The organism is Paractinoplanes globisporus DSM 43857, from assembly GCF_000379645.1.
GTDB classification, from domain to species: domain Bacteria; phylum Actinomycetota; class Actinomycetes; order Mycobacteriales; family Micromonosporaceae; genus Actinoplanes; species Actinoplanes globisporus.
The window spans coordinates 60,613-75,650 of record NZ_KB903294.1; the positions used below are offsets into that span (position 1 = coordinate 60,613).

The 15,038-nt window shown below is 71.7% G+C and carries 12 protein-coding genes; 8 read left to right on the plus strand and 4 right to left on the minus strand.

Annotation, left to right across the window (positions count from 1 at the left end):
• Positions 1-66 precede the first annotated feature (66 nt).
• Positions 67-1,896: an AfsR/SARP family transcriptional regulator gene (locus A3CQ_RS50855; protein ID WP_020508893.1), complete on the plus strand. Its 1,830-nt coding sequence runs from the start codon at positions 67-69 to the stop codon at positions 1,894-1,896.
• Between the two features lie 19 nt (positions 1,897-1,915).
• Here A3CQ_RS50855 and A3CQ_RS0100250 read toward each other — a convergent pair whose 3' ends face one another.
• Positions 1,916-2,410, minus strand: a complete 495-nt coding sequence (locus A3CQ_RS0100250) for a sigma-70 family RNA polymerase sigma factor (RefSeq protein ID WP_020508894.1) — start codon at positions 2,408-2,410, stop codon at positions 1,916-1,918.
• Between the two features lie 224 nt (positions 2,411-2,634).
• Between A3CQ_RS0100250 and A3CQ_RS0100255 the strand changes: the two genes are divergently transcribed.
• Positions 2,635-3,123, plus strand: a complete 489-nt coding sequence (locus A3CQ_RS0100255) for a MarR family winged helix-turn-helix transcriptional regulator (RefSeq protein WP_020508895.1) — start codon at positions 2,635-2,637, stop codon at positions 3,121-3,123.
• Positions 3,120-3,758 carry an NADPH-dependent F420 reductase gene (locus A3CQ_RS50860; protein ID WP_020508896.1) on the plus strand — a complete coding sequence of 213 codons (639 nt, stop codon included), beginning with the start codon at positions 3,120-3,122 and terminating at the stop codon, positions 3,756-3,758. The genes A3CQ_RS0100255 and A3CQ_RS50860 overlap by 4 nt, the downstream gene beginning before the upstream one ends.
• Positions 3,759-3,830: 72 nt before the next feature.
• On the opposite strand, the gene A3CQ_RS50865 is transcribed toward A3CQ_RS50860, so the two are convergent.
• Complete coding sequence (locus A3CQ_RS50865; protein ID WP_020508897.1) at positions 3,831-4,418, minus strand: GNAT family N-acetyltransferase; 588 nt, start codon at positions 4,416-4,418, stop codon at positions 3,831-3,833.
• A 195-nt stretch (positions 4,419-4,613) separates the two neighbouring features.
• On the opposite strand from A3CQ_RS50865, the gene trpC reads away from it, so the two are divergent.
• The 4 genes from trpC (at position 4,614) to A3CQ_RS0100285 (ending at position 11,632) form a co-directional block, all read left to right on the plus strand.
• Positions 4,614-5,393, plus strand: coding sequence for an indole-3-glycerol phosphate synthase TrpC (gene trpC, locus A3CQ_RS0100270; RefSeq protein WP_026205143.1), 780 nt, complete (start codon positions 4,614-4,616; stop codon positions 5,391-5,393).
• A 453-nt stretch (positions 5,394-5,846) separates the two neighbouring features.
• On the plus strand, positions 5,847-10,109 hold the full coding sequence (locus tag A3CQ_RS50870; protein WP_084698854.1) for a discoidin domain-containing protein: 4,263 nt from the start codon (positions 5,847-5,849) through the stop codon (positions 10,107-10,109).
• A 339-nt stretch (positions 10,110-10,448) separates the two neighbouring features.
• Complete coding sequence (gene def / locus A3CQ_RS0100280; protein WP_020508900.1) at positions 10,449-10,994, plus strand: peptide deformylase; 546 nt, start codon at positions 10,449-10,451, stop codon at positions 10,992-10,994.
• A 38-nt stretch (positions 10,995-11,032) separates the two neighbouring features.
• Entirely contained in the window at positions 11,033-11,632 is a 600-nt protein-coding gene (locus A3CQ_RS0100285; RefSeq protein WP_020508901.1) for a TetR/AcrR family transcriptional regulator, read from the plus strand.
• A gap of 16 nt (positions 11,633-11,648) precedes the next feature.
• Here A3CQ_RS0100285 and A3CQ_RS0100290 read toward each other — a convergent pair whose 3' ends face one another.
• A complete protein-coding gene (locus tag A3CQ_RS0100290) occupies positions 11,649-12,002 on the minus strand; it encodes a response regulator (RefSeq protein ID WP_020508902.1) in 354 nt (117 codons plus the stop codon).
• Positions 12,003-12,058: 56 nt separating this feature from the next.
• Positions 12,059-14,227, minus strand: coding sequence for a sensor histidine kinase (locus A3CQ_RS58435; RefSeq protein ID WP_020508903.1), 2,169 nt, complete (start codon positions 14,225-14,227; stop codon positions 12,059-12,061).
• Positions 14,228-14,371: 144 nt separating this feature from the next.
• On the opposite strand from A3CQ_RS58435, the gene A3CQ_RS0100300 reads away from it, so the two are divergent.
• Positions 14,372-14,854, plus strand: a complete 483-nt coding sequence (locus A3CQ_RS0100300) for a hypothetical protein (protein ID WP_020508904.1) — start codon at positions 14,372-14,374, stop codon at positions 14,852-14,854.
• The last annotated feature ends 184 nt before the right edge of the window (positions 14,855-15,038 follow it).

Here is a 15,038-nt window from a genome sequence, read left to right on the forward strand (position 1 = left end):
ACCCGCTGACGATCAACGGCCGGCGCATCCTTCAGGCCGTCGACGGCGTCACGTGATACTGGTGCCGTGCTGACGACGTTCACCATCCTGGGCCCGGTGCGGGTCCGGCGCGGCACGGCCGAGGTCGAGCTGGGCGGGCGCCAGCAGCAGGTTCTGCTCGCGTTCCTGCTGGCCCGGGCCGGCTCGGTGGTGAGCGTCACCGAGCTGGTCGGCGCGCTCTGGGACGGTGAGCCGCCGCCGAGCGCGGCCAACAGCATTCACCGCGCGGTGGGCGCGCTTCGCCGGCTCATCGAGCCGGATCTTCCGGTCAGAACAACAGGCCATTTTCTCGTACGCCTCAACGCCGGCTACTGCCTTCGCGTGGACGTCGACACGCTCGACCTGGCCCGGTTCCGCGCCCTGGCGCTGCGGGCCCGGCAGTCCGGTGGGGACGCCGAGGCGACCACGTTCTACGACTCCGCGCTTGCGCTGTGGGAGGGTCCCTGCGCGGCCGGTCTGGAGCCGGTGAACCGTACGCATCCCGTCTTTGTCGCCCTTGATGCCGAGCTTTCGCAGGTGGCGCTGGATGCGGCGGATGCGGCCCTGCGCGGGGGTGCGGCCGCCCGGATCCTCCCGCACCTGCTGCGCATCGCCGGCTGGCATCCGCTGGACCAGGCGCTCCGGGCCCGGATCGTGCGGTCGCTCGCCGCGGAGGGCCACCCGGCCGAGGCGCTGGCGGCCTACGAGGATTTCCGCCGCCGTCTCGCCGACGAGGTTGGCCTGGATCCGGGTCCGGAGCTGCGTTCCGCCAAGGAGCAGGCGATCCGGCACACGGAGGCGCCGCTGCCGATGGCTCCGCTGCCGGTGGCTTCGGTGCCGGCCGCCGCGGAGGGACCGGCCCAATTGCCCGCCGACCATCCGTTCTTCACCGGCCGGGCCGACGTCATCGTGCGCGCCGAGGCGCTGGTCGCCGACGATCGCCGGAAGGGCCGGCCGGTGGCGATGCTGGCGTTCGACGGCATGCCGGGCATTGGTAAGACCACCGTAACGGTCCATCTGGCTCACCGCCTGGCACCGTCCTATCCGGACGGTCAGCTCTATGTGGACCTGCGCGGCTTCGCCGCACAGAGTCCGATGCCCGCGGTGGAGGCCGTGCGCGGTTTCTTGCGCTCATTGGGCGTACGCGCCGAGGACAGCCCTCACGAACTGCACGCCGCGGCCGGTCTCTACCGAAGCCTGCTCGCGCACCGGCGGATGTTGATCGTGCTCGACAACGCCCGCGACTACGAGCAGGTGCGCCACCTCCTGCCCGGCTCCGGCGGCAGTCTCGTACTGGTGACCAGCCGGGCGCGGATCACCGGCCTCATCGCGGCCGGCGCGCACCCGCTGACGCTCGACCTGCCGACCGTCGCCGAGGCCCGGGAAAGCCTCGTACGCCGCCTGGGCCGCACCCGCGTCGACGCCGAGCCCACCGCGGTCGCCACGATCGTCGAGCGGACCGGCCGACTGCCGTTGGCGCTCGCGATGGTGGCCGCACACGCCATCGCCGAGCCCGACGTGCCTCTCGCCGACTTCGCGGCCCGCCTGGCCGACGCCCCCGAACCCGACCTGGCGGCCGTCTTCGCCAGCTCGTACCGCGCGCTCTCCCCGGCCGCGGCCCGCCTGTTCCGGCTGATCCCGCTGCACCCCGGCCCGACGATCACCTCGGAGGTCGCGGCCCGGCTGCTCGATGTCAACGCGCGAACCGCCCGCCTCCTGCTCTCCGAGCTGGCCCAGCAGATGCTCGTCCAGATGCGCGGCCACGACTACCTGATGCACGACCTGATTCGCGCGTACGCGTCGGAGCTCGCCGCCGAGGACGACCCGCGCGACCGCGAGGCCGCATTCGCCCGGCTCAACGGCCATCTGGTCGCCTGACCGCGCCTCCTCGACAGGGTTACACGGGAGAGTCGATCGCCCGCCGCAGCGTACGCATCGCGTAGTGCGCCCGGGACTTGACCGTGCCGACCGGCAGCCCCAGGCGCCGGGCCGTCTCGGCCACCGACCGGCCCTGGATATACAGCTCGTGAACGACCGCCCGGTGCTGGGAGCTGAGCGAGTTCACCGCGTGGCTCAGCGAGTGCAGCGCCATCACGGTCTCCATGGTCTCGTCACTGTGCGCAACCGAGGTGGCTTCAATCAGCTCGACCTCAGGCGGCCGCACCTTCTTGGCCCGCACCGCGTCGATCGCAACGTTGCGCGCGACCGTGTACAGCCAACGCCGGGTCTGCTCGCCCTCGGGCGGCATCCGGTCAAGGTTGCGCCAGGTCCGGATCATCGTCTCCTGGAGCAGATCCTCAGTCTCGGTCCGGTTGCCCCCGGTGAAATTGAGCAGGTAGCGCTCGACCGCCGCGCCGTGTTCGTACCGCAGCGCCGCGAGCTTCTCCTCCACCCGGCGAAACCTACGAATCGGCGGTGGCGAAACAGTGGAGATTCAGTGGCACGCCAATGGCGACCACCCCGGCGAGCCGGCAGCCTCCGATCCTCCCAGCCTCCTCCGCACGGATCTTCCGCCGCATCCGCGCAACGGCCGGTATCCGCCGTCACACCGGGAGTAGTTGACGCGTCAATGGTGTTGAAGGAGCATTGACGCGTCAATCACTTGGGGTGGGACGTATGAACGAGACCGAGCGGAACCGGCCGGCCGCCGAGCGCCGGCGGATGACGTCGCAGGAGCTCGCCATCTGGCGTTCTCTGATCGATACGACGGCCGAGTTGCGGCGCCGGCTGGCTGCCCAGTTGGCCGCCGAGTCGAGCCTCTCCCCCGGCGACTACGCGGTGCTGCTCGCGCTCAGCGAGGCCGACGGCCGACGGCTGCGGTCGTCCGAGCTGGCGGCCGCGATCGACTGGGAGCGCAGCCGCCTGTCGCACCACCTCGGGCGCATGGAGAAGCGTGGCCTGATCGAGCGGGTCGAGTGCGCGACCGACAACCGCGGCGCCGAGGTCGTGCTGACCGAGGAGGGCGCCCGCATCTTCCGGGCCGCGACCGCGCCCCACGCCCGGGCCATCAAGCAGCATTTCGGCGACGCGCTCAACCCCGCACAGTTCGACGCCCTCGACGACATCCTCCGCACCCTCACCACGCACCTGGAGGCCGGCAAATGAGCCGCATCGCCGTTCTCGGCTCGGGTCACACCGGGCCGATCGTCGCCCGGATGGCCGTGGAGACCGGCCACCAGGTGTCGATCTCCGCGTCCGGCGACCCGAGGCGGATTGCCCTGATCGCCCAGGTGCTCGCGCCGGGCGCCGAGGCGCGGTGGGCCGCCGACGCCGTGCGCGACGCAGACATCGTGGTGCTCGCCATCCCGATGCACGCGTTCGCCAGCCTCGACCCGTCGCTGTTCGCGGGCAAGCTGGTCGTCGACATCATGAACTACTGGCCGCCCAACGACGGCGTGCTCGAGATGTTCGAGAACACCGGCCGTGGCAGCAGCGAGGTGGTCGCCGAGCGGCTGGCCGGCGCCACCGTCGTGAAGACCCTCAACCACATCGGCTACCACGACATGGACGAGCGGCGGCTGCCCGCGGGCGCCCCCGGCCGGCTGGCGCTCGGCGTGGCCGGCGACGACCCCGAGGCGGTCGACACCGTCGCCGACCTGATCGATTCGTTCGGATTCGATCCCGTTCGCTTCTCTTCGCTCAGTGCCGGTCGAGGCTTCGAGCCCGGTCATCCGGTGTTCGGGGCGCTGCTCACCCGCGACCAATTCCTGAGCGAACTCGATCTGCTCGCCGAGGACTGACGGTTCGCCCCTTCCCCGGCCGCCGAGGACTGACGATTGGTCCGTCCCCGACGGCTGGGATGGACCATTTGGTCAGCGCCACATCCGGCGGAAGACGACCGGCCCCACCTCGATGGTCGCGGGCGCCATCTCGGCGTACCCATGCTTGCGATAAAGCCTCGCGTTGTCCTCGTTGGTTGCCTCCAGATACGCGGCGACGCCCTCGCGGTCGAGCCGGGAATGCGTGTGCTCGAGCAGCTCGGTTCCAAGACCGCGGCCCCACTGGTCCGGGCGCACCGCGAGGAACGCCAGATGCCAGTGCGGCTCGGCCGGGTGCAACGCGTCGAACGCCTCGTCGAGAGCCTGGAACCGCGGCAGGTAGACGCCGGTCGCCTCGGCGAGCAGCTTCTCATAGTCGTCCCAGGCCTCGGGCTCGCCGGTACGGTCGAACCAAACGGCGCACGCCATGGTCTGACCATCCTCGGCGATCCGCAGCACCTCACCGGCGCCGTCGGCCGCGCTCTCGGCGAGCAGACCGAAGTACCGGCCCATCACCTCGGTACGCCGCTCCTCGTCGGGCACGAGGAAGCGGTCCGCGTCGAGGTGGTCGAAGCTCTCCGAGATGAACCGGCCGAGGCCGAGCCGCGCCGCCTCCGCCGCGCTGTCCACGGTCTGAATCATGGCGTGGTTAGTCCTTTCCGGGTCGGGGCTGAGTCCACAGTGGTCTACCAGTCCGCGCGGCTACCGGAAAGGGTAATTATCAGCACATAAGTGATGATCGTGAATGGGTAGCCACGTACGCCACGAAGGGTGACGGTGGGCGCCATCACGCGCGGCAGCGACCACCGCACACTTAGGTTGGACCCCGTGACCAATGTGCTGGACGAGATCATGGCCGGTGTGCGCGAGGACGTCGCGAAGCGCGAGGCTCTGACGAGCCTCGACGAGATGAGGGTCCGGGCCGCGTCGGCGCCTCCCGCCCTCGACGCGTACGCCGCGCTGGCCCGCCCCGGCGTCTCGGTGATCGCCGAGGTGAAGCGCCGCTCGCCGTCGAAGGGCGACCTGGCCGCGATCGCCGATCCGGCCGCGCTCGCCGCCGACTATGCCGCCGGCGGCGCGACCTGGATCAGTGTGCTCACCGAGGAGCGCCGATTCGGCGGATCGCTGAGCGACCTCTCCGCCGTGCGGTCCGCCGTCGGCATTCCGGTGCTTCGCAAGGATTTCCTGTACGGCGACTACCAGGCCCACGAGGCCCGGGCGTTCGGCGCCGACGTGGCACTGCTGATCGTCGCGGCGCTCGACCAGGGGACGCTGACCCGCCTGCGCGTCCTGCTGGAGGAGGAACTGGGCATGACCGCGCTGGTCGAGGTGCACGACGAGGCCGAGGTCGCACGGGCCGTCGATGCCGGCGCCCGGGTGATCGGGGTGAACGCCCGCAACCTGCGCACCCTCGAGGTCGACAGGTCGGTCTTCGAGCGCCTCGCCCCACTGCTGCCCGACTCGGTTCTCAAGGTCGCGGAGTCCGGCGTGCGCGGCCCCGACGACCTGATCCGCTACGCCTCCGCCGGCGCCGACGCCGTCCTGGTGGGCGAGGGTCTCGTAACGCACGAAAGCCCCCGCGATGCCGCGGCCGCCTTGGTCGCCGCCGGCCGCTGACCCACCTGGCCGGTCGCGCACGGCCCGTCGCGCTCGGTCAGTCGCGCCCAGCCTGAGACGCGCGGGATCGGTCACGCCACCTCCAGATCCTGCCGATGGGCCACGTCAGGAGCCAGGCACCGTCGTCGCCGTGCGGAGCGGCTCCAGGCGCGACAACGCCACCGTGGGCCGAGGCCGAGCCCGACACCGCGGCCAGAAATAGGGAGAAGCAGCGCGTGCCCGGCCCTTGGCTGGCGGAGCCGTGGGCCGGGCACGCTGTTCGCTCGCCGGGCCGGAGGGGGTGGCACGGCGAGACCGGAACCGAGCCGCCGCGAAGCGGCCGGTACCGCAGTTTCTGGCAGATCAACTTACATTTCAAGTCTTGATTTTCCAGAAACTCCCGAGCAGCCTGACAACGTTGTCAAAGCCTGGTGCATCTCGATACCTGACAACGCCGTCAACCTGGAGGCATGGATGCCTGAGCCGCTGCCCGTGTCACGCCGCACCTTCCTCTCCGCCGGTGCGACCCTGCTCGCCTCGATCGGAGCGGGCGCGACGTTGCCCGGCGCACCCGCCCGAGCCGCAGACCAAGGTGCAGCCCAAACTGCCACCCAAGCCGGCGCCCGAGCCGCGGAAACCGGGCCGGCGCCGGCCGGCGCGGCCAAGACCGACCTCGCCCTCTACCGGCCCGTCTCCGCGTCGTCCACCGACTACGCGCCGACGCCGCCCGCGTTCGCCGTCGACCGCCTGCCCCAGCCGGGCGTGCGGGGCAGCGGCTGGCGCGCCGCGCAGGGCGACCCCCAGTGGATCTCCGTGGACCTCGAGGCCCCGTGCCGCGTCGAGGCCGTCACCCTGACCTTCGAGGCCACCGCCGCCGATCCCGCGTTCAACGGCAACTACGGCGAGACCGACGGCACCGAGATCCGCTCGAGCGCCGCCACCGCGTACACCCTCGAAGTCTCCACCGACGGCAAGGCCTGGACCACCGTCCACGACGAGTCCACGGGGGTCGGCGGCACCCAGACGATCACGCTCGCCGAGCCGGTCACCGCGCGCTGGGTCCGCCTCACGGTCACCCGGCGCAGCACCACGAACCCGGCCGGCCTCAACGGCTTCCAGGTGTACGGGATGCCGGCCGCGCCTCGGCCGCACCGCACGGGCTGGACGGACTGGGCCGGCCGCAACACCCGCCCCGCGCCCGCGCTGACCGTCGCGAAGGACGGCACCGTCGCGCTGGAGTCGGGCTGGTCGCTGACCCTCGACGACTTCGTCCCGGCTCCGCCCACCGGCCCCAGCGTCGACACGCGCGACTGGCTCCCGGCCACCGTTCCCGGCACGGTGCTCGCGACCCTCGTCGACCAGGGCCACCTCCCCGACCCGGTGGCGGGCTTCGCCAACCTGCACATCCCCGAGGCGCTGTCCCGTCACTCCTGGTGGTACCGCCGCGAACTGCGCCTGCCGAAGGGATTCGACGGAACCGAAAAGTACGGAACCCGGAAGATATGGCTCGAGTTCGACGGCGTGAACCACGAGGCCACCGCCTGGGTGAACGGCACCGAGGTCGGCACCGTGACGCACCCGTTCGCCCGCGCCGCCTTCGACATCACCGACGCGCTGCGCGGCCGGACTGACCACGTCATCGCGGTGAAGGTCAGTCCTATGCCCCACCCCGGCACCCCCGGCGACAAGGGCCCCGACGGCAACACCTTTGTGCAGAGCGGCCACCTGCACCTCGACTCCCCCACCTACCTGGCCGCCTCCGGCTGGGACTGGATGCCCGCCGTCCGCGACCGCGTCGCCGGCCTGTGGGACCACGTCCGCCTGCGCGCCACCGGCACCGCCCTCCTCGGCGACCCGCACGTCACCACAAAGGTCCTACCGCCCGGCACCACACCGCTCCCGGCCGGCAGCCGGCAGTCCGCACCCCTCGCCGCCGACGGCTCGCCCGCCGGCGCCACACCGCTCCCCGCCGGCGCCCTGCCGTCCACACCGCCCTCCGCCGGCGGCCCGCCCCTCGGCGCAGCACCGCTCCCCGCCAGCGGCCTGCTGTCCACACCGCCCTCCGGCGACGGCCTGCCCACCGGAGCCGCACCGCTCCCCGCCGTTGGTGACTCCGCGACGGTCTCCATTGCGGTGCCGGTGCGCAACGTGGCCGCCACCGCCGGCACGGTCACCGTCCGGGCGACATTCGACAAAACCAGGCTTTCCCGTACGTTGACCGTTCCGCCCGGACAATCGGTGACCGTCGCCTTCGACCCGGTCACCGTCCGCAAGCCCCGCCTGTGGTGGCCCAACGGTTATGGCGACCCGAACCTCTACGACCTCACGCTCACCGCGACCGTCGCCGGTCGGCGCAGCGACGAGCGCGCCTCCCGGTTCGGCATCCGCGAGTTCTCGTATGACTGGGACGCGCCGGTGGTGATCTCGCCACCGCCGCAGCCGCCGCTGGTCTTCGACGGCGACACCGCTATCCAGACCGTATCTTTTGACTCCCGTACTGCCCGCTACGTGCGTCTCCAGGCCGGGCAGCGCGCGACCGGCTGGGGCATCTCGATCTGGACGCTGTCGATCCTGAGCGGCGACACCGATCTGGCCCTGCACAAGCAGGTCACGGCCTCGGGCGACGACGGCAACCCGGCCGCGAACGCCGTCGACGGCAACCCCGGCACCCGCTGGTCGTCCCGCTACCAGGACAACGAGTGGATCCAGGTCGACCTCGGCGAGACGTACGAAATCGATAAGGTCTCGATCGCATGGGAGCAGGCGTACGCCCTGGACTATACGATCCAGGTTGCCACCGCCCCCGACGGCCCGTGGACCGATGTCGAGCACGTCAGCAACGAGACCCCGATCGGCGACACCGGCCTGCAGACCGAGACCTTCGCGTCGCAGACCTCCCGCTACGTGCGGATCGTCGGGGACCGCCGCGCCACCGAGTGGGGCATCTCGATGTGGACGCTCGAGGTCCGCGACGGCGACGGCACGGATCTGGCACTGCACAAGCAGGCCACGGCCTCGGGCGACGACGGGAACCCGGCCTCCAACGCGGTCGACGGCAACCCGCGCACCCGCTGGTCGTCCCGCTACCAGGACGGCGAGTGGATCCAGGTCGACCTCGGCGACAACACCACGTTCGACCGGGTGGCCATCGCCTGGGAGCAGGCCTACGCCCGGGCGTACCGGATCCAGGTCTCCTCCGACGGCAGTTCCTGGACTGACATCAAAACCGTCGACAACACGATCCGTCAGTTGCGGATCAGCGTGAACGGCGTGCCGGTCTTCGTGCGCGGCGGCAACTGGGGCTGGGACGAGCTGCTGCGCCGGGTGCCCGAGCACCGCACGGCCGAAACCGTTGCCATGCACAAAGATATGAACTTCACCATGATCCGGAACTGGCTCGGCAGCAGCAACCGCGACGAGCTGTACCGGGCGTGCGACGAGAACGGCATCCTGGTCTGGAACGACTTCTGGGAGGCCGGCGGCTTCCAGCCGAACCCGCCCGGGTACCTCGACATCGCCGCCGACACGATCCGCCGATTCCGCGGCCACCCCAGCATCGTCGTGTGGTGCGGCGCCAACGAGGAGTTCCCACCGCCGATCCTCGACGCCGGACTCCAGCAGGCGGTCGCGACCGAGGACCCCGAGATCCTGTACGTGCAGAACTCGGCCGGCTGGATCGTGAGCGGGCACGGGCCGTACCGCTGGATCGATCCAGCTACGTACAACGACCGCAACACGTACGACACGCAGGCGTTCGGCTTTCACACCGAGATCGGCATGCCGGTGATCCCGCACGTGGAGACCATGCGCAACCTGGCCGGCGACGAGCCCGGCTGGCCGATCGGAACGGTCTGGAACTATCACGACTGGTCGGATCGGGGCAACCAGCGCACGGACACCTACCGCGCGGCCATCGACGCCCGGCTGGGCGAGTCGGCATCGCTGGAGGAGTTCGCGGCTCGTGCGCAGTTCATAAATTACGAGTCCCATCGGGCGATGTTCGAGGCGTGGAACGCGAACCTCTGGGACGACGCGACCGCGCTGCTGCTCTGGATGTCGCATCCGGCCTGGTACAGCACCGTATGGCAAACATATGACTACGACCTGGATGTGAACGGCGCATATTACGGTTCTCGTAAGGCCTGCGAGCCGCGGCACGTGCAGGCCGACCCGGCGACCTGGCGGGTGCGCGCGCTCAACCACACCACGTCGTCGTTCTCAGGAGAGGTCGTCGCGCGCTGCTACGACCTGTCCGGGCGCCAGCTCGGCGTTACCCAGCGCGCGCGGGTCGACGTTTTGCCTTCGGCGGGCAAACCCGCCTTTGTGGTCACGGCTCCCGCGGACCATCCATTCCATCTCGTACGCCTCGAGCTGCGCGACGCGGCCGGCCGGCTGGTCTCGGAGAACACGTACTGGCGGTACGAGAAGGACACCGACATGCGCGCGCTGACGGCGATGACGCGTACGCGATTGGGGGTCTCGTCCACCGCGGCCCGGGGTGGATCGCTCACCGCGACCGTCACCAACCGCGGCTCCGCGGTCGCGGCCCTGGTCCGCCTCGCTCTGCGTGACGAGCACGGCGATCGCGTGCTGCCGGCCCGCTACGACGAGAACTACTTCTGGTTGTTGCCCGGCGAGTCACGCCGGGTAACCGTGTCCTGGCCGTCCCGGCTGAACGGCTGCCGGGGCGTGCACGTGACCGCGGAGGCCTACAACGCCTCGCGGGTCGCGGGGTGAGGTGGGGCGCTGCCCGAGCCACCGCCCGGGCAGCGCCTCGGCCCACCTCGGCAACTCGCCCAGCCCACCCTGGTCTAGCCCACGAACGCGAGGCCGGGCAACGGTTCGCGGGGTGGGGCTTGGGGCGCTGCCCAGGCGCGGGTTGGGGCACGCCGCCGGGATGGGGCGCGCAGCCGGAATGGGGCACGCCGCCGGGATGGGGCGCGCTACAGTGACGGAGCGCGCTGCCGGACTGGGGCCCGGGCGCTGTAGGGGTGGCGCGGGCGCGGGCTGCGGCGACGCAGAGGGTGTGACCGCCGTCCCGTCCGAACCCGCTGAGCTCCCGGCTACATTGGCGTCATGACCGTCCTCGACATCCGGAAAGTCGGCGACCCGGTGCTGCGCAAGCCCGCCGCCGAGGTGACCGACTTCGACGCCGAGCTGCGCCAACTGGTGAAGGACCTGGGCGAGACCCTGGCCGAGTCGCGTGGCGCGGGCCTGGCCGCACCGCAGATCGGGGTGGGCCTGCGGGTCTTCGCGCTCGCGCCCGAGCTGCCCGGCAACGACCTCAAGCTCGACCACCTGGTCAACCCGATCCTCACCTTCCCGGACGAGGACACCCAGGACGGGTACGAGGGCTGCCTGTCGATCCCCGGCATCTACCTCGACACCCGCCGCCGGATGAACGTGGTGGCCAAGGGCTTCACCCAGCACGGCGACCCGGTGCAGGTGGTCGGTGAGGGCCTGCTGTCGCGCTGCATCCAGCACGAGACCGACCACCTCGACGGCATACTGTTCATCGACCGCCAGGACGCGGCGGGCCGTCAGCGGATCCTCGACGCGGTCCGGGAGGCGTCCTGGTTCGATGGTCTGGCCGCCCCCGAGGTCAGGACCAGCCCGCACTAGAAAGGACCCGGCGGTCCAGAACGAGCTACCGTACGGGCATGACCGGACTGACCGCGAAGGGCGCGGCGACGCGCGACCGCATCGTGCGCGCCGCGACCGACCTGATCCTCGAGCGCGGCGTCGGCGGCATGACCCTCGACGACATCCGGGCCGGCACCGCCACCAGCAAGAGCCAGCTGTTCCACTACTTCCCGGGCGGCAAGAGCGACCTGGTGGCGGCCATCGCCGCGTTTCAGAGCGCGCGGGTCCTCGAAGCGCAGCGCCCGTGGATCGACCACCTCGACACCTGGGAGTCGTGGCGGGGCTGGCGGGACGCGGTCGTCGAGCACTACCGCGGCCTCACGCACAAGTACTGCTCGATCACCGCGCTGGTCAACGACGTCGCCCCGGCCGACCCGCGGCTGGCCGACGACGTCGCCGCCCACGCCGACCGGTGGGAGCGGCAACTGGTCGACGGCCTGCGCCGGATGCGCGCCAACGGTCTGCTCCGCGCGGACGCCGACCCCGAGCGCCTGGCCCTGGCGACGTTCGCGACGTTGCAGGGCGGCCTGCTGGTGATGCAGGCGAAGGACTCGATCGAGCCCCTCGAGGCCGCCCTCGACGGCGCGCTGACGATGCTGCGGGCGTACGCCGCGTAAAGCCTCGGCGCCGGTGCTAGCCGGTGTGCGCCGACACCATTTCGCGTACGGCGCCGGCCGAAAGTGCGATCTTGGAGAGGAAACCGATCGCGGGGCTGGCGGCGACCAGGTCCGCGTAGTCCTCGCCGGCGTGCGTCGAAATCATGATCACCGGCGTGGGGAGCAGCCGCTCGGCCACCGCGAAGCCGCTCTCCCCGCCCAGGTTGATGTCGACCAGTGCCACGTCCGGGCTCAGCTCGGCGACCCGCACCGCGGCCTCCTCGCCGCCGGCGGCCGTGCCCGCGACGACCAGTCCCTCGCGCTCGAGCAGGTCACTTGCGGCGGCGAGGAAGTGCTGGTTGTCGTCCACGATCAGGCAGCGCAGTGTCACCAATTCAGCCTGCCAGGGCGTCACGGCGTCCGCATTCCTGCTAGCGGGAGTTCGTGTCACCGGTCCGGCTCCTCGTCCAGCGGCACCCGGCAGGTGATCGTCGTGCCCGCGCCGGCCGGGCTGTCCAGCTCGAACGTGCCGCCCAGCGCCTCGATCCGGTCCTTCAGGCCGAGCAGGCCCGAACCGCGCGACGGGTCCGCGCCACCCCGGCCGTCGTCGCGGATCCGCAGGCGCAGCACGCCGTCCGCCGCCTCGGCGTCCACCTCGACCACCGACGCGTTGCCGTGCTTCACCGCGTTCGTGAGCACCTCCGAGACCACGTAGTACGCGCCGATCTCCACCGGCTCCGGCAGGCGCCCCTCGATGCGTACGTCGATCTCGACCGGAACCGGGGACCGGCGGCCGAGCGCGCGCAATGCCGGGCGCAGGCCGGAATCGGAGAGGACCGCCGGGTGGATGCCCCGGGACAGCTCCCGCAGCTCGTCGATGACCACCAAGATGTCGGCGGCGACCGCGGTGATCTCCTCGTGCACGTCGTCGCCCTGCTCCACCCGGATCGACGCCGACCGCAGCCGCAGCGCCAGCGCGACCAGCCGCTGCTGGGCGCCGTCGTGCAGATCCCGCTCGATCCGCCGCCGGGCGTCGTCGGCGGCCGCGACGATACGGGCGCGGGAGCTGATCAGTTCCGCGCGGCTCTGCGCGTTCGCGACCGCGATGGCCACGAGCTCGGTGAAATCCGCCATCCGCGCCTCGAGGTCGTCCGGAATGCGGCCCTCCCCCGAGCCGACCGCGATCATCCCCCACAGCCGGCCGTTCGCGTGGATCGGCATGCCGACCGCCCAGACCAGGCCCTCCCGCGCGTACTTCTCCCCGCCCGGCAGCTCCCGGTAGTCGTGCACCCGGGCCGGCTGACCGGTGCGCTGGATCGTCGCGGTGATCCCGGTGGTGGGATACGCCTCCCACTGCCCGCCCACCCGCACATGCGGCCCGGTCGTGCCCTCGTTGGCCAGCAGCGTCGCCGTGCCGTCCAGCTCGTACCGGATCATCCGGGCGGTGCCGCTGCCGAAGTGCCGCATCACTTCCTTGGTCACGGCCGAGAAGATCAGTTCCGGCGCCACGCCCTGCGCCACGAGCAACGCGAGCCGCCGCAGCGACGCCTGCTCCTCGGCGAGCCGGCGCAACTGTTCTACGGCCTGAGCGTTCGCGATCGCCAGGGCCGCGAGGTGGATGAAGTCGCCGATCCGCGACTCGGTGTCCGCCGGGAAGCTCTCCTGCCGGGTGCCGGCCACGACAACGCCCCAGCGCCGCGCCCCCACCATCACCGGCGCGGCGACGACCATCCGGATCCCCAGCTCCTCGATGATCTTGCCGAACGGCCCGTCCCGCAGCTCGTCCCCCCGGGTCTGCACCGGCTCCCCGGTGGTCGCGACCCGCCACATCACCATCGATTTCTCAAGCGCCATCGTGGTTCCGATCGACATTTCCCGTACGCCGAAAGAGCCGACCACGGTGACCGAAGCACCCTGCGATCCGCCGCCGACCGGCTCGCTGCCGGGCGAGGCGCTACCGGGGTCGCCACTGCTGGGGGCGTCGCTGCCGGGCGACGCGCTCCCGGGGGCGCCTCTGCTGGGGGCGTCGCTGCCGGGCGCGTCGCTGCCGGGTGCGCCGCTGCCGGGTGCGCCGCTGCCGGGCGGGTCGCTGCCGGGCGCGTCGTTCAGCCGGGTCATGAAGGAGGCGTCGGCGCCGATCAGCCCGGCCAGCTCGTCGGCGATCGCGGCGAACACGGCGTCGGGCTGGGCGCCGCCGGCCACCAGCGTGGCCACCCGGCGGAGGGCCACCTGTTCCCGCAGCAGGTCGCCGCGGGCGCGCTCGGACTCCACCGCCCGCCGGCCCGCCGCCGTCGCCACCGCGCCGACGATGACCGCCATCACGATGAACAGGGCGATCAGGGTCAGTGCCGAATCGTCGAAGTCGCGCAGTGGAGGAAGGAAGAACCAGTCGTAGGCCTGGATCGCGGCCACCCCGACCGGCAGTGCGTAGAGGATGCCCGCGGCCCGGGCCAGCGCCAGCACGCCGGCCAGCAGAGCCAGGCCCAGCACGACCGGCGGCACGTGTCCCCGGGCCGCCGTGCAGATCATCGCCGACAGCGCGAAGGCGGCCGCGCCGGCGACGACGGACAGCGCGATCTCCGCCGCGAAGGGCCAGCGCCGTCTCTCGTTGAGCATTCATCGAGGTTAGGGCAGGGGAGACGATCGACCTGCTGGAGGAGGCCCCACCCCGGCGGGAGAGGCGCGGTTTCATCCGGAACGAAGGAGGCGGCGTCGGCGGGGGCGGCAGAAGACTGGGCTCTTCCGTGTAAGGGGGCCGGGATGGACGCGCTGCTGGGGACGCTCGGAGAGACGGAGTTGGCGGTCGTGCGGGAGGTGCGGCCGGACCGGCTGACCAGTCTCGACGAGGACGAGCTGATCGCCCTGCACACGCGAGTGCGGCGGCACCGCGACAAGTACGTCAAGCAGTACCGCCGGCAGGCCGCGGCCAGCATCGAGGGCGCCGGCGGCCGGGGCAAGGCTCACGCGCGCAACGCCCGGGCCCGGGCCAAGGCTGAGCTGTTCGAGAACATCCTCGCCGGCGTGAGCCGCCAGTTGGCGGTGGCGGCCCAGGCCAGCGCCGACGCCCTGCACGCTCAGCGGCTCGCCGAGGAGCAGCCGAAACCGGCCCCGCCGCCGGCGCCGGTGACCCGGCTGAAGCCGCAGCGGCCCACCAGCCGCCCGAACTCCCCCGACCTGCAGAAACGCCGCGCCTCCACCCGAGCGGTCAACGCCCGCCGCCAGGCCCGCCGCGACAGCGCCTGAGAAACCACAGCGCCCGGCAGCCACAGCGCCCGGCAGCCGCAGCGCACGACCAGCCGCAGCGCCTGAGAAACCGCAGCGCACGACCAGCCGCAGGGCCCGAGGGCTGCTCAGCCGGTCGAGCTCGCGGCCAGTTGCCGCAGCCCGCCTCCCGGCTCACGCCGCGCCATGCGTCCTAGGAGGCTAG